The organism is Thermomonas sp. (assembly GCF_035369645.1).
In the GTDB taxonomy this organism is placed as follows: domain Bacteria; phylum Pseudomonadota; class Gammaproteobacteria; order Xanthomonadales; family Xanthomonadaceae; genus Thermomonas.
The window spans coordinates 26,410-48,044 of sequence record NZ_DAOOUM010000016.1 but is presented as its reverse complement, the minus strand read 5'-3'; the positions used below and the strand labels follow the sequence as shown (position 1 = coordinate 48,044).

The 21,635-nt window shown below is 60.0% G+C and carries 25 protein-coding genes, 1 tRNA gene and 1 pseudogene; 16 read left to right on the top strand and 11 right to left on the bottom strand.

What is annotated here, in order from left to right; genetic code table 11:
* The 7 genes from PK789_RS04915 to ccmA all read right to left on the bottom strand — a co-directional run.
* A partial coding sequence (locus tag PK789_RS04915; protein WP_324307420.1) for a heme lyase CcmF/NrfE family subunit occupies nt 1-998 on the bottom strand: 998 nt, incomplete at its 3' end.
* Nucleotides 998-1,486 (bottom strand): cytochrome c maturation protein CcmE, encoded by a 489-nt coding sequence (gene ccmE / locus PK789_RS04910; RefSeq protein ID WP_324307419.1) that lies wholly within the window; start codon nt 1,484-1,486, stop codon nt 998-1,000. The genes PK789_RS04915 and ccmE, both read right to left, overlap by 1 nt.
* Nucleotides 1,487-1,495: 9 nt before the next feature.
* Nucleotides 1,496-1,672 (bottom strand): heme exporter protein CcmD, encoded by a 177-nt coding sequence (gene ccmD / locus PK789_RS04905; RefSeq protein ID WP_324307418.1) that lies wholly within the window; start codon nt 1,670-1,672, stop codon nt 1,496-1,498.
* Nucleotides 1,669-2,421: a heme ABC transporter permease gene (locus tag PK789_RS04900; RefSeq protein ID WP_324307417.1), complete on the bottom strand. Its 753-nt coding sequence runs from the start codon at nt 2,419-2,421 to the stop codon at nt 1,669-1,671. Before PK789_RS04900 ends, ccmD begins: the two co-directional genes overlap by 4 nt.
* A gap of 98 nt (nt 2,422-2,519) precedes the next feature.
* A complete protein-coding gene (gene azu / locus PK789_RS04895) occupies nt 2,520-3,104 on the bottom strand; it encodes an azurin (protein ID WP_324307416.1) in 585 nt (194 codons plus the stop codon).
* A gap of 91 nt (nt 3,105-3,195) precedes the next feature.
* Complete coding sequence (gene ccmB, locus PK789_RS04890) at nt 3,196-3,867, bottom strand: heme exporter protein CcmB (protein WP_324307415.1); 672 nt, start codon at nt 3,865-3,867, stop codon at nt 3,196-3,198.
* Nucleotides 3,864-4,511, bottom strand: a complete 648-nt coding sequence (ccmA, locus tag PK789_RS04885; RefSeq protein WP_324307414.1) for a heme ABC exporter ATP-binding protein CcmA — start codon at nt 4,509-4,511, stop codon at nt 3,864-3,866. The genes ccmB and ccmA overlap by 4 nt, the downstream gene beginning before the upstream one ends.
* A gap of 206 nt (nt 4,512-4,717) precedes the next feature.
* Between ccmA and PK789_RS11660 the strand changes: the two are divergent.
* Nucleotides 4,718-4,948: pseudogene (locus tag PK789_RS11660) on the top strand (IS3 family transposase); the annotation flags it as partial.
* Between the two features lie 38 nt (nt 4,949-4,986).
* Nucleotides 4,987-5,259 (top strand): hypothetical protein, encoded by a 273-nt coding sequence (locus tag PK789_RS04880; RefSeq protein ID WP_324307425.1) that lies wholly within the window; start codon nt 4,987-4,989, stop codon nt 5,257-5,259.
* A 328-nt stretch (nt 5,260-5,587) separates the two neighbouring features.
* On the opposite strand, the gene PK789_RS04875 is transcribed toward PK789_RS04880, so the two are convergent.
* Both PK789_RS04875 and PK789_RS04870 read right to left on the bottom strand, forming a co-directional pair.
* On the bottom strand, nt 5,588-5,944 hold the full coding sequence (locus PK789_RS04875) for an XRE family transcriptional regulator (protein WP_324307412.1): 357 nt from the start codon (nt 5,942-5,944) through the stop codon (nt 5,588-5,590).
* Nucleotides 5,925-6,314 carry a type II toxin-antitoxin system RelE/ParE family toxin gene (locus PK789_RS04870; protein ID WP_324307410.1) on the bottom strand — a complete coding sequence of 130 codons (390 nt, stop codon included), beginning with the start codon at nt 6,312-6,314 and terminating at the stop codon, nt 5,925-5,927. The genes PK789_RS04875 and PK789_RS04870 overlap by 20 nt, the downstream gene beginning before the upstream one ends.
* 96 nt (nt 6,315-6,410) lie before the next feature.
* On the opposite strand from PK789_RS04870, the gene PK789_RS04865 reads away from it, so the two are divergent.
* Together PK789_RS04865 and PK789_RS04860 are read left to right on the top strand one after the other, a co-directional pair.
* Complete coding sequence (locus PK789_RS04865; protein WP_324307408.1) at nt 6,411-6,647, top strand: hypothetical protein; 237 nt, start codon at nt 6,411-6,413, stop codon at nt 6,645-6,647.
* Nucleotides 6,616-6,900, top strand: coding sequence for a hypothetical protein (locus PK789_RS04860; protein ID WP_324307407.1), 285 nt, complete (start codon nt 6,616-6,618; stop codon nt 6,898-6,900). The genes PK789_RS04865 and PK789_RS04860 overlap by 32 nt, the downstream gene beginning before the upstream one ends.
* A 289-nt stretch (nt 6,901-7,189) precedes the next feature.
* Here the strand turns inward: PK789_RS04860 and PK789_RS04855 are convergent.
* Nucleotides 7,190-7,265: transfer RNA gene (locus tag PK789_RS04855), tRNA-Ala, on the bottom strand.
* A 120-nt stretch (nt 7,266-7,385) separates the two neighbouring features.
* On the opposite strand from PK789_RS04855, the gene hisS reads away from it, so the two are divergent.
* From hisS to hisIE, 11 genes are all read left to right on the top strand, one after another.
* The gene (gene hisS, locus PK789_RS04850; RefSeq protein WP_324307405.1) at nt 7,386-8,765 is read left to right on the top strand and encodes a histidine--tRNA ligase; all 1,380 of its coding nucleotides are present in this window, start codon (nt 7,386-7,388) and stop codon (nt 8,763-8,765) included.
* Nucleotides 8,766-8,767: 2 nt separating this feature from the next.
* Entirely contained in the window at nt 8,768-10,663 is a 1,896-nt protein-coding gene (locus PK789_RS04845; protein ID WP_503011902.1) for an HAL/PAL/TAL family ammonia-lyase, read from the top strand.
* A 309-nt stretch (nt 10,664-10,972) separates the two neighbouring features.
* Nucleotides 10,973-11,272, top strand: a complete 300-nt coding sequence (locus PK789_RS04840; protein ID WP_503011901.1) for a YerC/YecD family TrpR-related protein — start codon at nt 10,973-10,975, stop codon at nt 11,270-11,272.
* A gap of 9 nt (nt 11,273-11,281) precedes the next feature.
* The gene (gene hisG, locus PK789_RS04835) at nt 11,282-12,196 is read left to right on the top strand and encodes an ATP phosphoribosyltransferase (protein WP_324307400.1); all 915 of its coding nucleotides are present in this window, start codon (nt 11,282-11,284) and stop codon (nt 12,194-12,196) included.
* Nucleotides 12,193-13,491 (top strand): histidinol dehydrogenase, encoded by a 1,299-nt coding sequence (gene hisD, locus PK789_RS04830; RefSeq protein ID WP_324307398.1) that lies wholly within the window; start codon nt 12,193-12,195, stop codon nt 13,489-13,491. Before hisG ends, hisD begins: the two co-directional genes overlap by 4 nt.
* Nucleotides 13,488-14,573: a histidinol-phosphate transaminase gene (gene hisC, locus PK789_RS04825; RefSeq protein WP_324307397.1), complete on the top strand. Its 1,086-nt coding sequence runs from the start codon at nt 13,488-13,490 to the stop codon at nt 14,571-14,573. The genes hisD and hisC overlap by 4 nt, the downstream gene beginning before the upstream one ends.
* A 2-nt stretch (nt 14,574-14,575) precedes the next feature.
* Nucleotides 14,576-15,649, top strand: coding sequence for a bifunctional histidinol-phosphatase/imidazoleglycerol-phosphate dehydratase HisB (hisB, locus tag PK789_RS04820; protein WP_324307423.1), 1,074 nt, complete (start codon nt 14,576-14,578; stop codon nt 15,647-15,649).
* A complete protein-coding gene (gene hisH, locus PK789_RS04815) occupies nt 15,646-16,245 on the top strand; it encodes an imidazole glycerol phosphate synthase subunit HisH (RefSeq protein ID WP_324307395.1) in 600 nt (199 codons plus the stop codon). Before hisB ends, hisH begins: the two co-directional genes overlap by 4 nt.
* On the top strand, nt 16,242-16,976 hold the full coding sequence (gene hisA, locus PK789_RS04810) for a 1-(5-phosphoribosyl)-5-[(5-phosphoribosylamino)methylideneamino]imidazole-4-carboxamide isomerase (RefSeq protein ID WP_324307393.1): 735 nt from the start codon (nt 16,242-16,244) through the stop codon (nt 16,974-16,976). Before hisH ends, hisA begins: the two co-directional genes overlap by 4 nt.
* Nucleotides 16,970-17,740 carry an imidazole glycerol phosphate synthase subunit HisF gene (gene hisF, locus PK789_RS04805; protein WP_324307392.1) on the top strand — a complete coding sequence of 257 codons (771 nt, stop codon included), beginning with the start codon at nt 16,970-16,972 and terminating at the stop codon, nt 17,738-17,740. The genes hisA and hisF overlap by 7 nt, the downstream gene beginning before the upstream one ends.
* The gene (gene hisIE, locus PK789_RS04800; protein WP_324307390.1) at nt 17,737-18,342 is read left to right on the top strand and encodes a bifunctional phosphoribosyl-AMP cyclohydrolase/phosphoribosyl-ATP diphosphatase HisIE; all 606 of its coding nucleotides are present in this window, start codon (nt 17,737-17,739) and stop codon (nt 18,340-18,342) included. Before hisF ends, hisIE begins: the two co-directional genes overlap by 4 nt.
* Before the next feature lie 32 nt (nt 18,343-18,374).
* On the opposite strand, the gene PK789_RS04795 is transcribed toward hisIE, so the two are convergent.
* Nucleotides 18,375-20,231, bottom strand: coding sequence for a 7TM diverse intracellular signaling domain-containing protein (locus PK789_RS04795; RefSeq protein ID WP_324307389.1), 1,857 nt, complete (start codon nt 20,229-20,231; stop codon nt 18,375-18,377).
* 62 nt (nt 20,232-20,293) lie between these two features.
* Between PK789_RS04795 and PK789_RS04790 the strand changes: the two genes are divergently transcribed.
* Nucleotides 20,294-21,634 (top strand): calcineurin-like phosphoesterase C-terminal domain-containing protein, encoded by a 1,341-nt coding sequence (locus PK789_RS04790; RefSeq protein WP_324307388.1) that lies wholly within the window; start codon nt 20,294-20,296, stop codon nt 21,632-21,634.
* Nucleotide 21,635: the final 1 nt, after the last annotated feature.

The window sequence follows — 21,635 nt, the reverse complement described above, 5'->3', positions numbered from 1 at the left end:
GCGCGCAATGCGTACAGCAGCAGCGAGCCGCCAATCACGATGCCAAGGAAGATCAGCACGAACAGGCCGCGCCCGGGGTCGGCGGCGAAGGCATGTACCGAGGTCAGTACGCCCGAGCGCACCAGAAATGTGCCCAGCAGCGACAGCGAGAACGCGGTGATCGCCAGCAGCAAGGTCCAGCCACCAAAGCTGCCGCGTTTTTCGGTGACCGCTTGCGAATGCAGCAGCGCCGCGCCGGCCAGCCACGGCATGAAGCTGGCGTTTTCCACCGGATCCCAGAACCACCAACCGCCCCAGCCCAGTTCGTAATATGCCCACCACGAACCAATCGCGATACCCAAGGTGAGGAAGGCCCAAGCCGCATTCGTCCACGGCCGCGTCCAACGCAGCCATTGTGCGTCGATGCGGCGCTCCAGCAGCGCGGCTATGGCAAATGCAAACGGCACCGCAAAGCCTACATAGCCGGCATACAACATCGGCGGGTGCAGGATCAGGCCGGGGTCTTGCAGCAAGGGGTTGAGGTCGCGGCCTTCGCCCGCCGCTGGCAGCAAGCGCGCGAACGGGTTGCTGGTGAAAATCAGAAACGCCAAAAAGCCCGTAGCCACAATCCCCATCACGCCCAGTACACGCGCCACGACGGGTTGTGGCAATGCGCTGGAAAAGCGCGCCACCGCCGCCGTCCACAGCGCCAGCACCAGTGCCCACAGCAGCAGCGAGCCTTCATGCGCGCCCCACACCGCGGTGTAGCGGTACAGCACCGGCAGCAGTGAGTTGGAGTTTTCGGCCACGTATTGCACCGAGAAATCACTCACCACAAACGCATGGGTGAGGATGGCAAACGCCAGCGCTACCAGCAGCAATTGCATATACGCCGCCGGCCGCGCAATGGCCATCAGCGGCGCGATACCGCGCTGCGCACCCAGTAGCGGCAGCAACGCCTGCAGCGCCGCAACCAGAAACGCCAAGATCAGGGTGATCTGGCCAAGCTCAGGCAGCATTACGGTGTGCCTGCCGCGGGGGCGGGTTGCGCATCCTGCACCTGATGTTTCTTGTGCGCCTGCGCCATCTTGTCGGCTACTTCCTTGGGCATATAGGTTTCATCGTGCTTGGCCAGCACTTCTTCGGCCACAAACACCTTGCCGCGCATGCGTCCGGTGGCCACCACCGACTGATTTTCACGGAACAAATCAGGCAGGATGCCGGTATAGACCACTGGCAGACGTGCATCGCCATCGTCCACATCAAAATGCGCTTCCATCGAGCCGGCGGCACGCTTGAATGAGCCCTTGGCCACCATCCCGCCCAAGCGGAAACGCGCCTCGCCATTGCTGACATGTTCGCCCGCGCTGCCATTCAAAATTTCATGCGGCGTGTAGAGATACGCCACATTGCGTTGCAGCGCCATGGCGATCAAGGCGGTGGCAATGCCGGCGGCAGCAAGTAGCGCAAGGATAAGAATCAGGCGGTGTTTACGAGTGGGATGCATGATGGGTCGTCAATCCCGCGACAGCGGAAGGTCTGGGGTGTGCGTAGGTGCGGCCTGCTTGCGCGCTTGGCGCAGGCGGGCGGCGCGCAGCGCGGCGTGGATTTGTAATTTGGGGATGAGGATGTCCCACAGCAGCACGATGGCAAACACCGCGTAGGCGGCAATCACATACTCGCGATAACTCATCGTGTGGCCTCGGCGGTCAATTTGGCGACCCAATCCTTGCCGGTTTCGCGGCGCAGATTGTCGGCACGGGCGCGGGCCAGCAGTGAGCCCACAAACCACAATTTGGTGCCGATGATCATCCAGAGCAGTGGCCACATCATGCTGGGGTCCATCTGCGATTTGCCGAACAGGCTGATGGTTTGGCCTTGATGCAGCGAGTTCCACCACACCACCGACCAGCGGATCACCGGCAACAGCGCCACCCCAACGATGGCCAAAAGACCTGCCGCACGCGCGGCATTGCGGCGGTCGTCGATGGCCGCATACAGGCCCATCACGCCCAGATACAAAAACAGCAAAATGAGTTCGGTGGTCAGGCGCGGATCCCAGTCCCACCACGTGCCCCACATCGGCCGGCCCCAGATCGAACCCGTGGCCAAGGTAATGAGGGTGAACGCAGCACCGGTGGGTGCGCACGCCATCGCCAAAATTTCACACAGTTTGATCCGCCAGATCAGCGCGATGGCCGAATACACCGCCATTAGCGCGAAGATCGCCATGCTCATCCATGCGGCGGGGACATGGATGTAGAGAATGCGGAAACTATCGCCTTGCTGGTAGTCGGCAGGCACCTGAAACAACGCGCCATACAGCCCGACCGCCATCATCAACACGCCCAGCGCATAACCCCACGGCGTCCAGCGGGCGGCGAAGCGGTTGAAATACGGCGGTGAGCCGAGTTGATGGAACCAGCGGATCAGTGGGGACATCGTGGCCTGAACAGTAGCGGCGCAATGGTGGCGCGGGCAATCTGGACAAGGATACCAGCCCACTCCGGGGCTGGTAGCCCATTCGCCACGGGGCAGGCTTACTGCACTTGGATGCTGCCCTGCATCAGCGCCAGATGGCCGGGGAAGCTGCAGAAGAACTTGAACGGGCCGCCGTCCTTGATCTTGGCCACATCGAAGCTGACCGAGGTAGCTTCGCCACCGCCAATCACCTTGGAATGCGCAATCACGCGGGTGTCACCGGCTTTGACGTGGGTGGCGGGGTCCGATGTGCCATCGGCGGCGATGCCGGCCATGTCGGCTTCCTTCGCAATCACCACGTTATGCCCCATCACATTGGCGGCCAGCTTGCCGGTGTGCTTGAGGTTGATGGTGAACTGGGTGCAGCTGGCCGGCACGGTGATCGAATCGGCGTTGTACTGCATCATGTCGTTGGATTCGAGGGTGGTGGCGCAGTCGGCCACTGTCGCCGGTTTGCTGCCCGTGGTGGCAGCAGGTGCTGCGGCTGGCGCGGCAGGTGCGGTTTCGGCAGGTGCCGGCGCTGGGGCTTCAGTTGCAGCCGGCGTTGCCGCAGGTGCAGTGGTTTCCGCCGGGGCTTCACTCTTGCCACACGCAGCCAGTGCCAATGCAACGGCACCGGCCAATAAAAGATGACGAGACTTCATGGATGTAACTCCAGTAATGAATGGGGTCGCTGGCCGTGCAGCCAGTGCGGAAATTATCCGCCCGCAGATGTGAAAATTCCCTTGACCCATCTCAAGCATGGGCAATCCGCAGTGCTGCTGCCGCAGTCATAGGGGCGAAGACCAAGGCCAGCATCAGGCCCGCCCCCAAGAGCAGCAATGCACCACTGGCATCCAATCCTTGCGCGTGCGCAGCCACCGCGCCTGCGCCGAACACCAGCACTGGCACATACAGAGGTAAGGCCAATAAGGCCACCAAGATGCCGGCACGGCGCATGCCCACGGTGAGTGCGGCGACCACCGCGCCAAGCAGGCTGAGGATGGGGGTGCCAAGTAAGAGCGAGGCCAGCAATGCCGGCAATTGCGCATGTGGCAGATGCAGCAGCTCGCCCAGCAGCGGCACGGCGAGAATTACCGGCAGTGCGGTGGTCAGCCAATGCATGCCGGTACGCACCAAGATCAACCACCACAACGGTACCGGTGCCAACATCCACTGCTCCAGTGAGCCGTCTTCCGCATCACTGCGAAACAAATTATCCAGTGCCAGTAACCCTGCCAGTAGCACCGCAAGCCATAGCACTGCGGCTGCGACGGGGGCTAATTGCTTAGCGTCACCGCCTAAACTCAGCGCAAAAAGCACCACGGTCAGCAGGGCAAATAGCGCCGGTTGCAAGGCATCGCCACGTCGTGCCCACAGTAATTGCAAGTCACGGCGCATCAGGGCGCGGGCGGCGTGCAGCATCATGCGGCGGCCTTGCCCAGTGCCAACAGGCGGGTGCGCACGGGGGGGGCTGCATACGCACCATGGGTGGTGATCAATGCCGCGCCGCCGGCGTGAAGATGTGCTTGCACCATCTTGTTGACCAGGGTGATGCCATCCAGATCGAGATTGGCGTAGGGCTCATCCAGTAGCCATAGCGGAGCCGGGGATAGCCATTGACGGGCCAAGCCGAGACGTTTTTTCTGTCCGGCAGAGAGCGTGCGCACAGGTGCGTCCTGATATCCCGCTAAACCAACGATGGTCATCGCCGTTTCCGGGGTTTGCCGTGGCCGTTGCCCATGCAAGCCGCACAAATAGTGCAAGTTTTGCAACGCCGATAAATCTGCCTTCAACCCGGGTAAGTGCCCCAGATATGCGATGTGTTGCGCGCGCAAATCGTGTTGTGCCGGCTGACCATGGATCAAGACGCTGCCGGCATCGGCCCGTAACAACCCGGCCAGCACCCGCAATAACGTGGTCTTGCCGGCACCATTGCCGCCTTGCACCAGCAAGGCTTCATTGGCATCCACGGCAAAATCCAATGGCCCAAATACCGGCACGTCATCGCGTGAGAACGCAAGTGCGTGTGCGGCCAACACAGGAGCGGTAGTGGGTCGAGAATCGGGCATGAATACGCGATTTTACCCCCAACCGATAAGGCCTGTGGTCAATGCTGTTCTGTATGCCCGTCATTGCTTGGTTCGGCCGCTTCTGGCCGTCAGTTGGATAATTTCGCACTATCCTGTCGTGCTTTACTCATCTTCCGACTGGCCCCATTTCATGTCCTGCCAGTTTGTCAGCAAGCTAGAAGCCGAGCTGCGTGCGGTGCCGTGGGATGTGGTCGTCATCGACGAAGCGCACAAGCTGCGCAACGCACACCGGGCCAGCAACCGTACCGGGCATGTCCGCCGACACTCATGCTCAGCGCATCCTCGATCTGGCCAGCCAGCAAGGGCTGCTGGCACGTTGGAAGCGTGAAGCCAAAACGTAGGGCAAGACGGCATTCGGTGGTACCGGCACGCCGCATGACGAGGATCTGGCGCGTCTGAAGCGTGAGCTGGCTCGGGCACCTACTTCAGAGGCAAGGGCACCGCATCACCCTTCGTGCTCACGCAGGAAGTCAGATCGGAAAGCGAGTGGACGCCCAAGGTGTTCGAAGCGCTTTGGGCGTTCAAGGGAGCCGAGATGGATGGTGAACGAATCATGCAGCGCACCGGTCAGAAGAGCGAAAAACCCAACGATCTGTTCAAGATCAAGGCGAAGGACAAGGGCAAACCGGGGCCTGCAGCGAGGCTGGCGGCCTACCATGCGCTCGTGATGACTCAGCAGCGCGAAGGGCTGTATGCGATGCCGTGCGCGGCGGGCGCGTTGTCTTGATGGATTGCTGCTCCAAACCCACCGGACAACCCTTGGCAACGACACGCGCGTAAGTCATTGGCACACAAGGCCGCCTGCGTGTGCCACGGCGAAGAAGTTGGCGCAGGTTTCGAGAGAAGAGAGAGCAGAACAGGGGCAAACTGGGTGGGTGATGTCGCCCATGCCCGGAGCGGTTGGCACACGCAGAATGGCCCACAACCCCGCGTGGCGTGCGGAATCCGCAAACGAAAACGCCCAACTGAGAACAGTTGGGCGCTGGATATTGGTGGCCATTCCGAATATGAAGCCACGTCCGCGTCTTGCCGGAAACGTGTTCGCAAGCGTGGCTTTAAACCGCAGCTTGAGCTCTGCGCCCAGCGCCAGCAGGCTTGTGCTCCGGGGTGACATCCGCGCCAAGATGCTCGATCACCACCGGCGGGCGGTTGGGGAACTGCGCCACCAGCTCGAGCTTGCCTCCCATGCTTTCGATGTAGTGGCGCAGCGTCGAGAGCAGCATGTCGCTGCGCTTTTCCAAGCGAGAAATGGTGTCCTGACGCACCCCCAGCGTGGCGGCCAGTTGTTCTTGCGTCTGTTGCACAGCCTGGCGCAGGTCTTTGAGGGTGGCCAGCTCCATGGCGCGTGCTTGCACCCGCTGTTGGCGGGCTTTGGGCAGCGCGGCCATAACGTCATCGAGTTTTCTTGCCATGAGGGTTCTCCTTGCTCTGCTGGGCCAAGCTGCCCACGTGTTCGTCGTAGCGTTCATCAGCGACCTGAATCAGGCGCTTGTAAAACCTGCGTTGATCCGCGCCGCCTTTGTCGCCGCCTACCAGCAAGATGGCTTGCCGCTGCGGGTCGAAGGCAAACGCCACTCGCCAGACCTGACCGCTCCAGGAAAAGCGCAATTCCTTCATGTTGGTGTGGCGCGAGCCCTTGAGCGTATCGACCGTGGGACGCCCCAGGTTTGGCCCGAATTCCGCCAACAAATGTGCGTGCGCCAGCAACTCGTCCTGCAGATCCTCTTTCAGGTCGCTGAACTCTGCGTCAAAGGCGTCATGAAAGAGAACGATCCAAGTCATGTGAGAATTATGGATTCAAAGTCATATGGAGTCAAACCCATATTTCGTGATGACTCTGGCTGCCCACTGCGGCCTCTGGAATGATGCGGCTTATGGATGCTGAGCTCACCGAATCGGCCAAGAACCGTGCGCCGCAAGATCATCACGCCGCTGGATGCGCCGGAAGAATTCACCGGAGAAGCCGCGCAGGAGCGTGAGGTCAGGACGGCGGCACAAGACAGTGCCTTGGTGCGCGCGCTCGGGCTGGCGCACCACTGGCAACGCCTGCTGGACGAAGGCCGGTTCACCTCGATGACCGAAATTGCGCAGGCCGATCCGGCAGCGGCTGCGTGATCCGCACCAGCTACTGGAAAAATTGCTGAGTGAGCACCACGGCGAGCTCGCTTTCGACAGAGACCTCGCCGTGACCGCCATGCAGCGGCTGGATGATGTGTGGGGCATGCTCATCGACAAGACCCAGGCACAACTGGTGCTGTCCCTGGTCGAGCAGGTCACGCTGTATCCCGATCAGATGGGATTCCGGTGGAACCAGAAAGGCTGGGAAACCTTGCTGCACGAACTTTACCGGCCCGCACCGCCGGTGTGAGCGCGCCCATCGCCTGCTGGCTTGCGGACGCGATTTCATATTTTTTATCTGTTCTCCAGGCCAGTTTTTATCTCGAACAAGCGCCTCTCAAGTCGTTGATTTATAAGAATAGTGCCTCTCGCGCGCTCAACAGGCCAACAGAGAAAAACAGAGACAGAGAGGCCGAAAACGCCTGAAAACAGGGGTGACGACAAGGGTGGCGCTCAAGAGGCAAATGCCCGAAACCGCGCCAACACTGGCGCTCCGGGCAAAAAAAATCCCAACCGATAAGGGTTGGGATTTTGGTAAATGGTGGAGCCAGGGAGGATCGAACTCCCGACCTCGTCATTGCGAACGACGCGCTCTCCCAGCTGAGCTATGGCCCCGTAAGGGTGGACAAAGTCTAGTGAGTTGAAAGGGGACTCGCAAGCGTCAGCTGTAGCAACGGCGCAGGGAGGGGTGTGGACGTTAAACTAGGCGTTTTCCGCGCCCCACCGGAGCCCCCTGTGATCAAGCCACGTACCCCGCCAGGGGTGATGGAGTTGTTACCCCGCGATCAAATTGCGTTTCAGCGCATGTTGGACACGATCCGTCAAACCTTTGAGCGCTTTGGTTTTTTGCCGGTAGAGACGCCGGTGATGGAGTTGTCCGAGGTGTTGTTGACCAAGTCGGGCGGTGAAACCGAGCGGCAGGTGTATTTCGTGCAATCCACTGGTGCGCTGGACAAGCAAGCCGAGGGCTTGCCGGAGTTGGCGCTGCGGTTTGATTTGACGGTGCCGCTGGCGCGTTATGTGGCCGAGCACGAGCACGCGCTGGCGTTCCCGTTTCGGCGCTATCAGATGCAGCGGGTGTATCGCGGGGAACGTGCCCAGCGCGGGCGCTTCCGTGAGTTTTATCAATGCGATATCGACGTGATCGGCAAGGATGCGCTGTCGCCGCGTTTCGATGCGGAAATTCCGGCGGTGATCGCGGCGGTGTTCGAGCGTTTGGCAATTGGTGACTTCACCATCCAGCTCAACCATCGCAAATTGTTGCGCGGCTATTTTGAAGGCCTAGGTATTGCCGATGATGCGCAGTTATTGGTGCTGCGCGAGCTCGACAAACTCGACAAGCGGGGTAGCGATGCGGTGCGCGAGACGTTGGCGGGCGAGGGGTTTGCGCTGTCGGCGCAGGTTATCGAAACCTTGATGGCATTCTCGCAGGTGCGCTCGCATGGGCATGCCGATGCGCTGGCCAAACTCGATGCGTTGGGCAATGGCACACCGTTGTTTGAAGAAGGGCGCGCGGAGCTGCGCGGCATCTTCAATCAACTCAAGGCATTGGGGGTGGATGAACGCCGCTATGCCTTGAATTTGTCGATTGCACGCGGCTTGGATTACTACACCGGCGTGGTGTATGAAACCACGCTCAATGCCTACCCGCAGATTGGCTCGATCTGCTCAGGCGGACGTTATGAAAATCTGGCCGGGCATTACAGCAAATCCAAATTGCCGGGGGTGGGGATTTCGATTGGCTTGACCCGGCTGTTTTATCAGCTCACCGAGGCAGGCCTGGTCAGCACCGCCGATAGCTCGGTGGATGTGTTGTTGGCACTGCTGGATGAAACCGGTTTGGAACACGCGTTGGCGCTCTCACAACGTTTGCGCGCCGCAGGTTTGAATGTGGAAACCCAATTGGAAGCGCGCAAATTGGGCAAACAAATGCAATACGCCGACAAGGCCGGTATCCGTTTTGTGGTGATGCGTGGTGAAGACGAGGCCGCGCGAGGGGTGGTGACGGTCAAAGACTTGCGTCGAGGCGAACAATTTGAGGTGGTGGAGGCTGAGTTGGCCTCCGCATTATTGGTGGAACGTGAGCAGCTGCGTGGCGCTGCAGGAGCGGTATGACGATGGATGCTGTGATCAAGCTGGATGGGTGTTCACTGACACGCGCGCAGTTGCTGCAAGTGGCGCACGGTGCGGGCGTGGCTTTGGACGAACACGCGCTGACGCGGGTTGCTAAAGCGGCGGATTTTCTGGCCGCGCAAGTGGCCAAACAAGAACCAATCTATGGTGTTTCTACGGGCTTTGGCAGCAATGCCGACAAGTTATTGGGCGCGCATCGTCTGCGCGATGCATTGCCGGGCGCAGTCAAGACCGGGCAGCCACCGCATATCGAATTGCAGCGCAATTTGATCGTCACCCATGCGGTGTGCGTGGGCGAACCGTTTGCACCTGAGGTGGTACGGGCGATGCTGTGTATCCGCATCAACACCTTGCTGCGTGGGCATTCTGGTATTCGCGTGCAAACCCTGCAGGCATTGGCCGACATGCTCAATGCCGGCATCGTGCCGGTGGTGCCGCAGTTGGGCTCGGTGGGTGCTTCTGGCGATCTGGCCCCGCTGTCGCATCTGGCAATCGTGCTGTTGGGGGGCGGCGAGGCCTTTGTGGATGGGCAGCGTATGCCGGGTGCGGATGCGTTGGCACGCAAACAGTTGAAGCCGGTCGAGTTGTCGTACAAAGAAGGTTTGGCGCTGAACAACGGCACCGCGCAAATGTTGGCCACTGGCGTGCTGGCGGTAGCGCAATTGGAAGCGATGTTGGACACCGCAGACTTAGCTGCGGCGATGACGATTGATGCCTTCGCCGGTCGCTTGGGCGCCTTCGCACCCGAAGTGCATGCGCTGCGCCCACACCCCGGACAAGTGCAGACGGCGGCCAATTTGCTGCGTTTGCTGGACGGCTCCACCTTGTCCGATATCGCCTATCACTTGGTGCCAAAATTTCGCCAATGGCTGCCCAGTAGTTGGGCTACGCCGGCGGCACAGGCGTTGGGTTTCGATATCGGTTGGGATTGGGTGCCGTTCACCCAGCGCCATGGTCGTGAGAAGTTCTATCAGCGTTTCCTGCCGTTCCGTGGCGGCAAAAAGCATCAGCCACAAGACAGCTATTCGCTGCGCTGCATCCCGCAGGTCCACGGTGCCGTGCGTGATGCGCTGGAGCAAGCCAAGCGGGTGCTGGATGTCGAGCTAAATTCTGTCACCGATAACCCATTGGTGTTCCCTGACAAGAGCAATGCCGCCTTTGTGGAAGAGCAGGTCATTTCCGCCGGTCACTTCCACGGGATGCCGATGGCGCTTGCGATGAGCTACCTGAAGGCGGCGATCCCGGTATTGGCGTCGATCAGCGAGCGGCGTCTGAATAAACTTGTCGATCCTGCAACCAATGATGGCCTGCCGCCGTTCTTGATTGGCAACGAAGACGGCACCGAATCGGGCCACATGATCGTGCAATACACCGCCGCGGCCATCGTCAACGATTTGGCCAGCCGCGCGATGCCGGCATCGGTGTATTCCATCCCCACCAGTGCCAATGCCGAAGACCATGTGTCGATGGGTGCCAACGAGGCACGCCACGTGCTGGCGATGGTGGCGGACTTGGGCAAGGTGCTGGGCTTGGAATTGTTCACCGCTGCACAAGCACTGGATTTGCGTCGCGACATGATCAACGCCGCACGCGAGCTGGCGCGGCATGCTGATGTCGAAACCTTTGCCGAAAAAGTAGCGGGCGGTCCATTGCCGGACACGGAAGAGCGTGCGGGGTTTTTGGCCGAGGTGGATGCGCTGCGCACGCAGCTGGCCCATTCCATGGAATACCAGCCGGGCAGGGCCGTCGCGGCAGCGCATGCCGCGATGCGTTCAAAGATCCCATATCTCGATCGTGACCGCGCCTTGGATGGTGAAGTGGCCCTAGCGGTAGCGATGGCGACATCGGGCGAAATCTTGGCGGCGGCACGCGCCAGCTGACCCCCCGCTTTTGCAAGTCAAAATGTGAAAAAGCGCCCCGTTTGGGGCGCTTCGCATGTCTGGGGTGTGCTTTTCGGCGGGGCAATATGCGTTACCGATTTTTGCAGTCTTGCTGATTGCTGACCAAAGGGGCGGAGCTGGGCGATCAGGCCGTTGACAAGGCTTATCTATCACATTAATGTAATAGCGCGCTAATACATTAATGCGTTAACTTGATGTTGCATTTGTACATACACACGCGCCTTGGTTGGCCAGCCATCACACGTTCAGCTGTTGGAGATCCCCGTGAAACAACGCCCAGAACCTTTAATGCCCTATGACGCAGCGGTTGCCGTGGGTGCGCTTGCGCATGTTTTTGCTGCGTTGAAGGGGGCAGACGAAGTGCAGGCATTTTTGGAAGACCTGTGCACCCCAGCCGAATTGGAGGCGATGGGCGACCGTTGGCGGGTGGTGCCGCATCTGCTGAAAGGCGAGCCGTACCGCGAAATCCACGAACACACCAAGGTCAGCGTCACCACCATTGGCCGGGTGGCGCGTTGCATCGAACGTGGCGCGGGCGGTTATGGCGCGGCTGCGCAGCGAATGCAGTTGATCTCCGAAACCCTTTGAGGCCGTGCCATGAGTCCTGCTGTCAATCCTGCCGTGCGCGACCGTCTGCGTATCGCTATCCAAAAATCCGGCCGCCTGAGTGAGCCGGCGCGTGCACTGCTGGCTTCGGCGGGGTTGAGTTGGCGCGAGAGTCGCGACAAATTATTTTGCTATGGCGAGTCGCTACCCGTGGACTTGCTGTTGGTGCGTGATGACGACATCCCCGGTCTGATTGCCGACGGCGTGTGTGACCTAGGATTTGTGGGCCGCAATGTGCTGCTGGAGCAAGCCGGCGAACGCGCAGAGACCGGCAAGCCGGAGATGTTTCGTGAGTGGCGCGCGCTGGGGTTTGGCGGTTGCCGGCTTTCCATCGCCGTGCCAGAGGGCTGGCAATGGCAAGGTCCGGCGCAGCTGGCGGGCAGGCGCATTGCCACCACCTACCCCAATCAGCTGCGGGCATGGCTGCGGGCACAGCACGTGCAAGCCGATATCGTGGTGCTCAACGGCTCGGTAGAAATTGCGCCGCGCCTGGGCCAGGCCGATGTCATCTGCGATTTGGTATCCAGCGGGGCCACTTTGGCGGCCAATCAGCTCAAGCCGGTGTGTGACATTTTGCAAAGCGAGGCGGTATTGGCCGGCCCAGTGCAGCCATTTGGTGATGCCCGCGCCGAGCTTGCGGCATTGCTGCTGCGACGTATGGATGGAGTGTTGCGGATTCGCGACAGCAAATTGTTGATGTTCCAAGCGCCGCGCGATGCGATCGATGAGGTGATGCAACTGCTACCCGATGCCGAGCCACCCACGGTGTGTGCATTGGATGGCAGCGATGCCTTGGCCTTGCAAACCTTGTGTCATGGCGCAATGACATGGCAACGCTTGGAAGACCTCAAGCGTGCCGGCGCGCGTGGGCTCATGGTTTTGCCAGTGGAAAGGATGCTGGCATGAACCGGGTGGATTGGAATGCACTCGATGAGGCCGCGCGCAACGCATTGCTGCAACGGCCCACGCAGGCGATTGCCGAGCGCGTGCGGCTGGGCGTGGCGCAGATATTTGCAGGTGTTGCGCGTGATGGCGATGCGGCGTTACAGGATTACACGCGGCAATTCGATGGCGTCAATATTGCAAATTTTGAAGTCAGCGCCGACGAGTTTGCGCAAGCGCGCGCGCAAGTGCACGCCAGCGTGCAAGCCGCCATCATCGAAGCCGCAGGCCGCATCGAGGCCTTTCATCGTGCCGGCATCAGCAAACCCTATGCACTGGAAACTGCGCCGGGCATGGTGTGCGAGCGCATCACGCGGCCTATTGAGCGGGTCGGTTTGTATGTGCCTGCGGGCAGTGCACCGCTGCCATCCACGGCCTTGATGCTGGCAATCCCCGCGCGTTTGGCCGGCTGCAAAGACATCATCTTGTGTACGCCGCCACGTCAAGACGGCAGCGCCGACCCGGCGGTGTTGCTTGCGGCGCAACAAGCGCCGGGACTGCGGGTGTTCAAATTAGGGGGCGCACAAGCCATTGCCGCAATGGCATTAGGAACTGCCCGCGTGCCGCGCTGTGACAAATTATTTGGCCCCGGCAGTGCGTGGGTGGATGAAGCCAAGCGGCAGGCTGCGCAGGTGCCGGGTGGTATCGCCATCGACATGCCCGCGGGCCCGTCCGAAGTTTTGGTGATCGCCGATAGCGGTGCCAATCCCGCGTTTGTGGCGGCCGATCTGCTTTCACAAGCCGAACACGGCCCGGATTCGCAAGTGTTGCTGCTTAGCGATAGCACTGAAGTATTGGACGCGGTTGCGGTGCAGATCGAGGCGCAATTGCAGCTGTTGCCGCGTGCAGAAATTGCACAACAAGCCTTGCAGCGTTCACGCTTGATCTTGGTTGCCGATACTTTGCAGGCCCTCGATGTCAGCAATCGCTATGCGCCGGAGCACCTGATTTTGGCGGTGCGTGAGCCGCGCGCGTGGCTCACGCGCATCCACAATGCCGGCAGTATTTTTTTAGGCGATTACACACCGGAAGCCTTGGGCGATTACTGCTCCGGCAGCAACCATGTCTTACCTACCGGTGGTGCGGCCCGGGCGTGGAGCGGCTTGTCGGTGGCCAGTTTCCAAAAATCCATCAGCGTGCAAGACGCCAGCCGTTCTGGCATTGCCGCCGTAGGCCCATGCGCGGCAACGCTGGCGCATGCGGAAGGCCTGCAAGGGCATGCGCGCGCCGTGGAGTTACGCTTGGAGTCGTTGGCATGAGCACCATCAACACATTGCTGCGCGAAGATTTGCGTGCCTTTGCCGGTTATCAGTCAGCCCGCAGCACGGCTTTAGCGGGGGATGTCTGGCTGAATGCCAATGAATCCGCGTGGGCCAATGCGGCTGACATCGGCGCGCAACTGCGCCGCTATCCGCAGCCGCAACCGCCGGCATTGCGTGATGCATTGGCGCAGTTGTATGCGGTTGCACCTGAGCAAGTATTGATCGGGCGCGGCAGCGACGAGGCCATTGATTTATTGGTGCGCGCATTTTGTGCGCCAGGCCAAGGCCGCGTGGTGATCGCCGCGCCGGTGTTCGGGATGTATGCGGTCTGTGCGAAATTGCACGGCGCGCAAGTGATCGACGTGCCCTTGCACGATAGCGATACCGGCTTGAGCGCGGACCTCGGCGCGATTGGCGATGCCGCGCTGGCACAGCATGCGACGCTGGTATTTTTGTGTTCACCGGGCAATCCCTCCGGTGAACTGTTGCCATTGGATGCCATTGCCGACTTGGCCGGGCGCTTGCGTGGGCGTTGCATGGTGGTGGTAGACGAGGCCTATCTGGACTACGTCGATGCGCCATCCGCCACACAATTGCTGCCGATGTTGGACAACATCGCGGTGCTACGCACCTTGTCCAAAGCACACGCCTTGGCCGGTGCGCGCGTTGGTTGCGTGCTGGGCTCGCGCGTCTTGATCGAGGCATTGCGGCGTTGTCAGGCACCATATCCGGTGCCACAGCCGGTGGCGGTGGAGGCACTGGCTGCACTTGCGCCGCAAGTGTTGGCATTGACCCGCAGTCGCGTCGAGGTTGTGCGTGAAGCGCGCGCGCGTTTGCAAGCAGGCCTGACGCGCCTATCTTGCGTGCAGCGTGTCTATGCCTCGGCGGGTAATTTTTTGCTAGTACGCTTTGTTGATGCGGATGCGGCATTCACTGCGTTGTTGTCCGCGGGCGTGGTGGTGCGTGATATGCGAGCCATGCCGCAATTGCAGAATGCCTTGCGGATCACGGTAGGCACACAGGACGAATGCCGGCGTGTACTGGCGGCATTGGAACCTGTGTCGGAGGTGCGCGTATGAGTCTGCGCCCGATTCTGTTTGTGGATCGCGATGGCACCTTGATCGAGGAGCCGGAAGATTTCCAAATTGATGCCTATGAAAAATTGCGCTTCGTGACAGGCGTGATCCCAGCCATGTTGAAGCTGCGCGATGCGGGCTATGCGTTCGTCATCGTCAGCAATCAAGATGGCTTGGGCAGCGCGTCCTACCCGCAAGCCAGCTTTGACGGCCCACATCAGTTGATGCGCCAAATCTTTGCCAGCCAAGGCATCGTTTTCCGCGATGAATACATCGACAGCAGTGTTCCACAAGACAACAGCCCCAACCGTAAGCCGGGCATTGGCATGATGCTGAGCTATTTGCAAGATCGCAGTATCGACTGGGCGCGCAGTGCGATGGTCGGCGATCGCATCACCGATGTGCAATTTGCCGACAATATGAACATTCGCGGCTTCCAGCTCAAAACCGCGCAGTTTGGTGGAGACTGGGACTGGGCCGGTATTGCGCATGCCTTGGCCGATGCGCCGCGCCGTGCGCGGGTGCTGCGCAACACCAAGGAAACCCAAATTTGTGTGGAACTGGATTTGGACCACACGGCCGAACCGCAGATTGCCACCGGCCTCGCATTTTTTGATCACATGCTGGAACAAATCGGCAAGCATGGCGGCGTTGCACTCCGGATTCAGTGCCAGGGCGATTTGCATATCGATGAGCATCACACGGTAGAGGACACCGGGCTGGCGCTGGGGCAGGCATTACGCGAAGCCTTGGGTGACAAACGCGGCATCGGTCGCTATGGCTTCACCTTGCCGATGGATGAGTGTTTGGCGCAGGCGGCACTGGATTTTTCCGGACGGCCGTATTGCGTGTTCGATGGGCAGTTTAAACGCGAACGTGTGGGCGATTTGCCTACCGAATTAGTGCCCCATTTTTTTCGTTCGCTGTGTGATGCGGCAGGTTTGAATTTGAATCTGCAAGTACACGGCGACAACGACCATCACCAAATTGAAGCTTGCTTCAAAGCCTTGGCGCGCGCGCTGCGACAGGCGATCAAACGTGACGGCGCCGAGTTGCCTTCCACCAAGGGCGTGTTGTGACTGCGGTTGCCGTCATCGATGCCGGTGGGGCCAATTTTGGCTCGGTGTGCTATGCCTTGCAGCGACTGGGTGTGCAGCCGCATATCGCACGGGATGCCGAGAGTTTGGCTGGCGCGCAGCGCGTGATCTTGCCCGGCGTGGGCGTCGCAGCGCAGGCCATGCGCCTGCTGCATGAGCGCGGCTTTGCGGAGGTGCTGCCCACACTCGATGTGCCAGTGCTGGGGATTTGCCTGGGGATGCAAGTGCTGTTTGCCTCTTCAGCGGAAGGCGATGTGGTGTGTTTGAAGATGTTGCCGGGTCGGGTGAGTAAATTTCACGCAGAGGATGGCTTGCGCGTGCCGCATATGGGGTGGAATACCTTGCAAAGCCTGCGCGCGTCGCCGCTCATGGCAGGTGTTGATCAGGCCTCGGTGTATTTCGTGCACAGTTATGCCGCGCCGGTGACCGCCGATTGCTTAGCCAGTTGCCACTATGGGCAAACGTTTTCGGCGGTGGTGCAGCGAGACAATGTTGTGGGGATGCAGTTTCATCCCGAGCGTTCCGGCGCTGCGGGTGCGCGCTTGTTATCGAATTTTTTGCACTGGAGTGGGGTATGAGTTTTACCGTGTATCCCGCAATCGATGTGCGCGCTGGCCGTGTGGTGCGTCTGCGCCAAGGCGACTATGCAGAAGAAACCCGCTATGTCGATGACCCGCTGACCTTGGCGCAGCGCTATGCCAAAGACGGTGCCACATGGCTGCATTTGGTGGATCTGGATGCGGCAAAATCCGGCGGCTATACCTTGTTGCCGCTGCTCCAAGCGATCTATCAAACCACGGGACTGCGCATCCAAACCGGCGGCGGTGTGCGTTGTCGTGAAGATGTGCAACAGCTCTTGAGCGCCGGCGCGCAGCGTGTGGTGGTGGGCTCCTTGGCCGCGCGCGAGCCCGCACTGCTGCTGGATTGGTTGTCTGCATTTGGTGGCGATGCGCTCACGATTGCATTGGACACAAGGCAAGAGGGCGATGGCACATGGTGCTTGCCGGTACACGGTTGGACACAGCTGGCAGAACACAATTTGGATGCCTTGGCCGCGCGTTATGCCAATGCCGGGTTGCGGCATTTGTTGTGTACCGATATCGCCCGTGATGGCATGTTGACGGGCCCGAATATCGCTTTGTATGAAGGTTTGCGGCAACGTCATCCCGCGCTGCATATTCAAGCCAGTGGCGGTGCACGCGATGTGGCCGATGTGGTTGCAGCACGCGCCGCCGGTTGCGCGGGCATCGTTTTGGGCAAGGCCTTGTTGGAAGGGCAGTTGTCACTGCGCGAGGCATTGGCATGTTGAGCCGTCGCATCATTCCTTGTTTGGATGTGCGCGATGGCCGCGTGGTCAAGGGCGTGCGTTTTCGTGACCATGTGGACATGGGCGATATCGCCGCATTGGCTACCAGCTACCGCGATGCCGGTGCTGACGAGTTGGTGTTTTACGACATCAGTGCAAGCCCACAAGGGCGCAGTGTTGACCGTGGCTGGGTCGAGCGCATCGCGCGCATTTTGGATATCCCGTTTTGTGTCGCCGGCGGTATTCGCAGTGTTGAAGATGCACGCGCAGTGCTGTTTGCCGGGGCCGACAAAGTGTCGATCAATACCCCCGCCCTGGAGCGTCCCGCCTTGATTGCCGAATTGGCCGATGCCTTTGGTGTGCAGTGCGTGGTGGTGGGCGTGGATTCGGTGCGCGATGCCGATGGCCAGTGGCGTGTGCGCAGCCACACCGGTAACCCCGATGGCATGCGTGCACCGGGGAAAACAACATTGGAATGGGTAATGGAGGCGCAGCATTTGGGGGCGGGTGAAATCGTGCTCAATTGCATGGGCAGCGATGGCGTGCGCAGTGGTTATGACCTCGAACAGCTGTGCGCGGTACGCGCCATTTGCACAGTGCCGTTGGTGGCATCGGGCGGGGCGGGTACGCCACAGCATTTTGCCGATGTGTTCTTGCAGGCCGATGTAGATGCGGCGCTGGCGGCCAGCGTGTTTCATTCCGGCGCAGTTGCCATCCCCGAACTCAAACAAACCCTGCGTGGGCAGGGCATCGAGGTACGTTTATGACAGGCACGATCGATAGCGAGGCCTTGGCATGGGACAAGCAAAATGGCTTGCTGCCCGTGATCGTGCAAGACGCACACACGCTGCGGGTATTGATGTTGGGCTATATGAACCGTGACGCACTGGCGGCCACTCTAGCCAGTGGCAAGGTGACGTTTTATAGCCGCAGCAAACAGCGCTTATGGATGAAGGGCGAAAGCTCCGGGCATGTGTTGGACTTGGTGGGCATTGCCACCGATTGCGATGCCGACACGTTACTGGTGCAGGTGCATCCGCACGGCGCGACCTGCCATTTGCAGCGCGCCAGTTGCTTTGAAACTGCACCCGGTGATGACTTGATGGCATTGGATGCACTGGTCGCGCAGCGCGCCAGCACGCGCCCGCAAGGCAGCTATACCACCCGATTATTGGAATCAGGCATCCGCCGTATCGCGCAAAAAGTGGGCGAAGAGGGCGTGGAAACCGCGCTGGCGGCGGTGGCGCAAGACGATGCCGCTTTGCTGGGTGAAGCGGCGGATTTGTTGTACCACCTGACCGTGTTGCTACGCGCGCGTGGATTGTCTTTGCAAGATGCCAAGCAAGTGTTGGCAGATCGGCGCGGCTAAGCCCATTGCGGCTAAACCCAGTGTGGGGCTGATCACACCACAACCATCGAATGTCGCACGCAATTACGGCCATCGTGTTTGGCGCGATACAGCGCTTCATCGGCCAAGCGGATGGCTTCTTCCGGAAGAATCTCCTGCTCGGCGCCGATGGTATGCACACCAATACTGGTACTGAGTTGAATCACGTGCCCGTGGCTGTGGATGATGGTTTGCTGAATCCGCAAACGCACGGTTTCTGCGGTTTGCAAGGCCATGCGGGCATCGGTGCCGGGAAGAATCAAGACGAATTCTTCGCCGCCGTAGCGGGCAGCCATGCCATTCAAGGTTTGCGCGATGTCATGAATGCAGCGCGAGACCGCTTTCAGGCAATCATCGCCCACCAGATGCCCGTACTGGTCATTGATGCGTTTGAAATGGTCGATATCCAACAACAAGAGCGCTTGCGATTTGCGCTTGCTGCTGGTGGCTTCAAGTGCCTTGCTCAACGTTTCGTGGAAATGCCGGCGATTGTAGGCACCCGTCAGCGGGTCACGGCGGCTGAACTCTTGCAGCTTGACGTTGGCTTCGCCCAATTGCGCCAAGGTGGTACGCAGCTCCCGCGTGCGATCCACCAAGCCGCGCTCCAACCGTTCATTGGCGTCATGCACCAATCGGATATTGGCATTGCGCAGCCCGGCATAACGGTGCCCAAGCGCCAGCGAGAGCAACAGCAACTCCAGCGCCGAGCCAATTTGCACGCCGTATTGCGTCCAGAAGCTTTGCGGTACCACGGCGAAGGCCAGCAGAGTAAATGCCGTGGTGCCGATCAAAAACAGTGCCCACGCCAGCAAGAACAGCCGGGCAGGTTTGAAGCCACGCAACAGCATGACCACCGAGGCGGTGAGGATCCACGCAATGCCCAGCAATACCGCGCGTGATACCAACGGCGTGGCGGTGCTGTAGGGCAGCCAGATCGAGGCGATGCCCATCGCCCCAAATACCCCCACCATGACCAAGCAGGCGATATTGCCCGCCGACCAACGCGCGGCCAAATCCAAAAAACTGCGCGAAAACATTTGCATGCCCATCAAGGCCAGACAAATGGAGAGTGGCACCGCAGCATCGGCCATCCACGCCGAGGTGGGCCACAGGTACTCAAAGCCATACCCGTTGAGGGTAAACAGCACCAACCCAAAAGCCAGCGTATGCAGCAAGTACCAGAAATAGCCGCTATCGCGCAACATCAACCACAACACCAAGTTGTAGCAAAGCAGGGCCAGCACGATCCCGTAATACAGTCCGTTGGCAAATTGGGTGTCGCGCATCAGCTCGGCAAATGCTTGTGGCGTGTACAACACCAGAGGGACCTGCATCGAGCTTTCGCTTTGCACCCGCAACAGCAATTCCACCCGCGTTCCTGCCGGCAGGTCGAGCCGGAAATTGGGGTGACGGAAGCGCACAAAGCGGTTGTAGAACGGCACATGATCACCGCCTTGCTGGTGCTCGATATGCCCATCCGGGTAGCGCAGATACAAATCAAGGTTGTCGCTCAGTGCATATTCTTGCACCAGCAACCAACGCGGATCGTCGCGTTGCATGTTTTCGATGGGCAGGTAAAACCAGTAAGCCCCGGTCTGGAACCCGAAGGCAGGGTTGCCATTGGGCAGCGGCGCAAATGCACCATCCTGCGTGTGCGCAAAGGCTTGCTCGACGCTGGCATGACCCGGTTGGTCATGCCAGTACTGCAAGACGGGCGACAGTGAAAACTTAGTTTCCCCGGCATCCAGCCGCAAGGTAGGGCTTGCTATCGCAGGCAGTGCTGCACACAGCGCCAGTGCCAGCGTCAGCAACCACGCCGTCAGTGTGCACCCGTGTGCTTTTTGCCCCATTGCATTTAGACCCATCCCCATTGGCGCATTCTAGTGCAGGCCTGCAGGTTTGCGCATAATTGGGGATGCGAAAAATTCTGATAATGGCATTGCTATTACCGCTGGCGTGGTCTGTTCATGCGCAGACGCCCAGCTGTGTTCCAGTGGATGTGGAAGCGCCGTTGGCATTACCGCGTGCCGATAACTGGCGTGGCGCGGGTTGTATCGACTACCACCGCGTGCCCATGGGCGAACCTGGCAACACCGCGCAGGTGTTGGTGTTTGGCGACCCGCAGGTCAAGTCAGAGACGGACGTGGATTATTTTCGTCGCGACATCGTGCAGCCCATCCATGGGCGCTACACGGCCAGCTTAGGCTTGACCTTGGGCGATCTAGTCGATGACGTGCCAGCACTGCTGCCGGCCGTCAAAACCGTGACCGAAACCTTGGGCGTGCCGTGGATGTATGCCCCCGGTAATCACGATATCGACGCGGGTGCTACGCACGATGATACGGCGCTGGCGACGTTCCATCGTGTCTATGGTGCCGACACCCGCGCACGGCAAACGCCGCTGGCTAATTTCGTGGTGCTGGACGATATCATCACCCTACCGGGGCAGAAGCCGGCGTATATCGGCGGTTTCCGTGAAGACCAATACGCTTTCTTGCAGCGCTACTTGCCTACCTTGGACAAAGACAAGCTATTGGTCTTGGCCATGCACATCCCACTGTTTGATGAAGTGGATAAAAAGAATTTCGATGCCGGCCATCGCGCCCGCTTGTTTGCGCTGCTAGCACCGTTTCCGCATGTGCTGGTCTTGAGCGCGCATAGCCACAACCAGCGGAATTATTTCCACACGGACGCCGATGGCTGGCTGGGTGCCAATCCATTGCATGAATTCAATTTGGGCGCAGCCTGCGGTTCGTATTGGTCGGGAGTGAAAGATGCCGATGGCATTCCCGATGCGCGCATGGACGACGGCACACCCAATGGCTATGCGGTGTTGACGGTCAAGCCGGCGGGCGCGTATGCCTTGGCGTGGCATGCCGCACGTGACTCGGCGGATACGCAAATTGGGCTGCATGTCCCCAAAGTCTTGCGGCGTGGCGCGTACCCGGCGTGGGGCGTGTTTGCCAATTACTACATGGGCGATGCCGCGTCCAAGTTGGAGTTTCGCGTGGATGGCGGCGCATGGATGCCAATGAAGAAAGTGCAGCTGCCCGACCCCAACTTGAGCGAAGAAAACATGCGCGACGATATGACCACCACCTTGCGCGGGTTTGACCGTTCGCCGGAGGCTGCGATTTCGCCGCACCTGTGGCGTGGCGCGTTGCCCACCAAATTGGCGGCAGGTGAACACAGAGTGGACGTGCGCGCGTTTGACCGCTGGCGGGGGGAAGTCAGCGCCAGCACCACGTATGAATTATTGGAAGCACAGCCCTGAA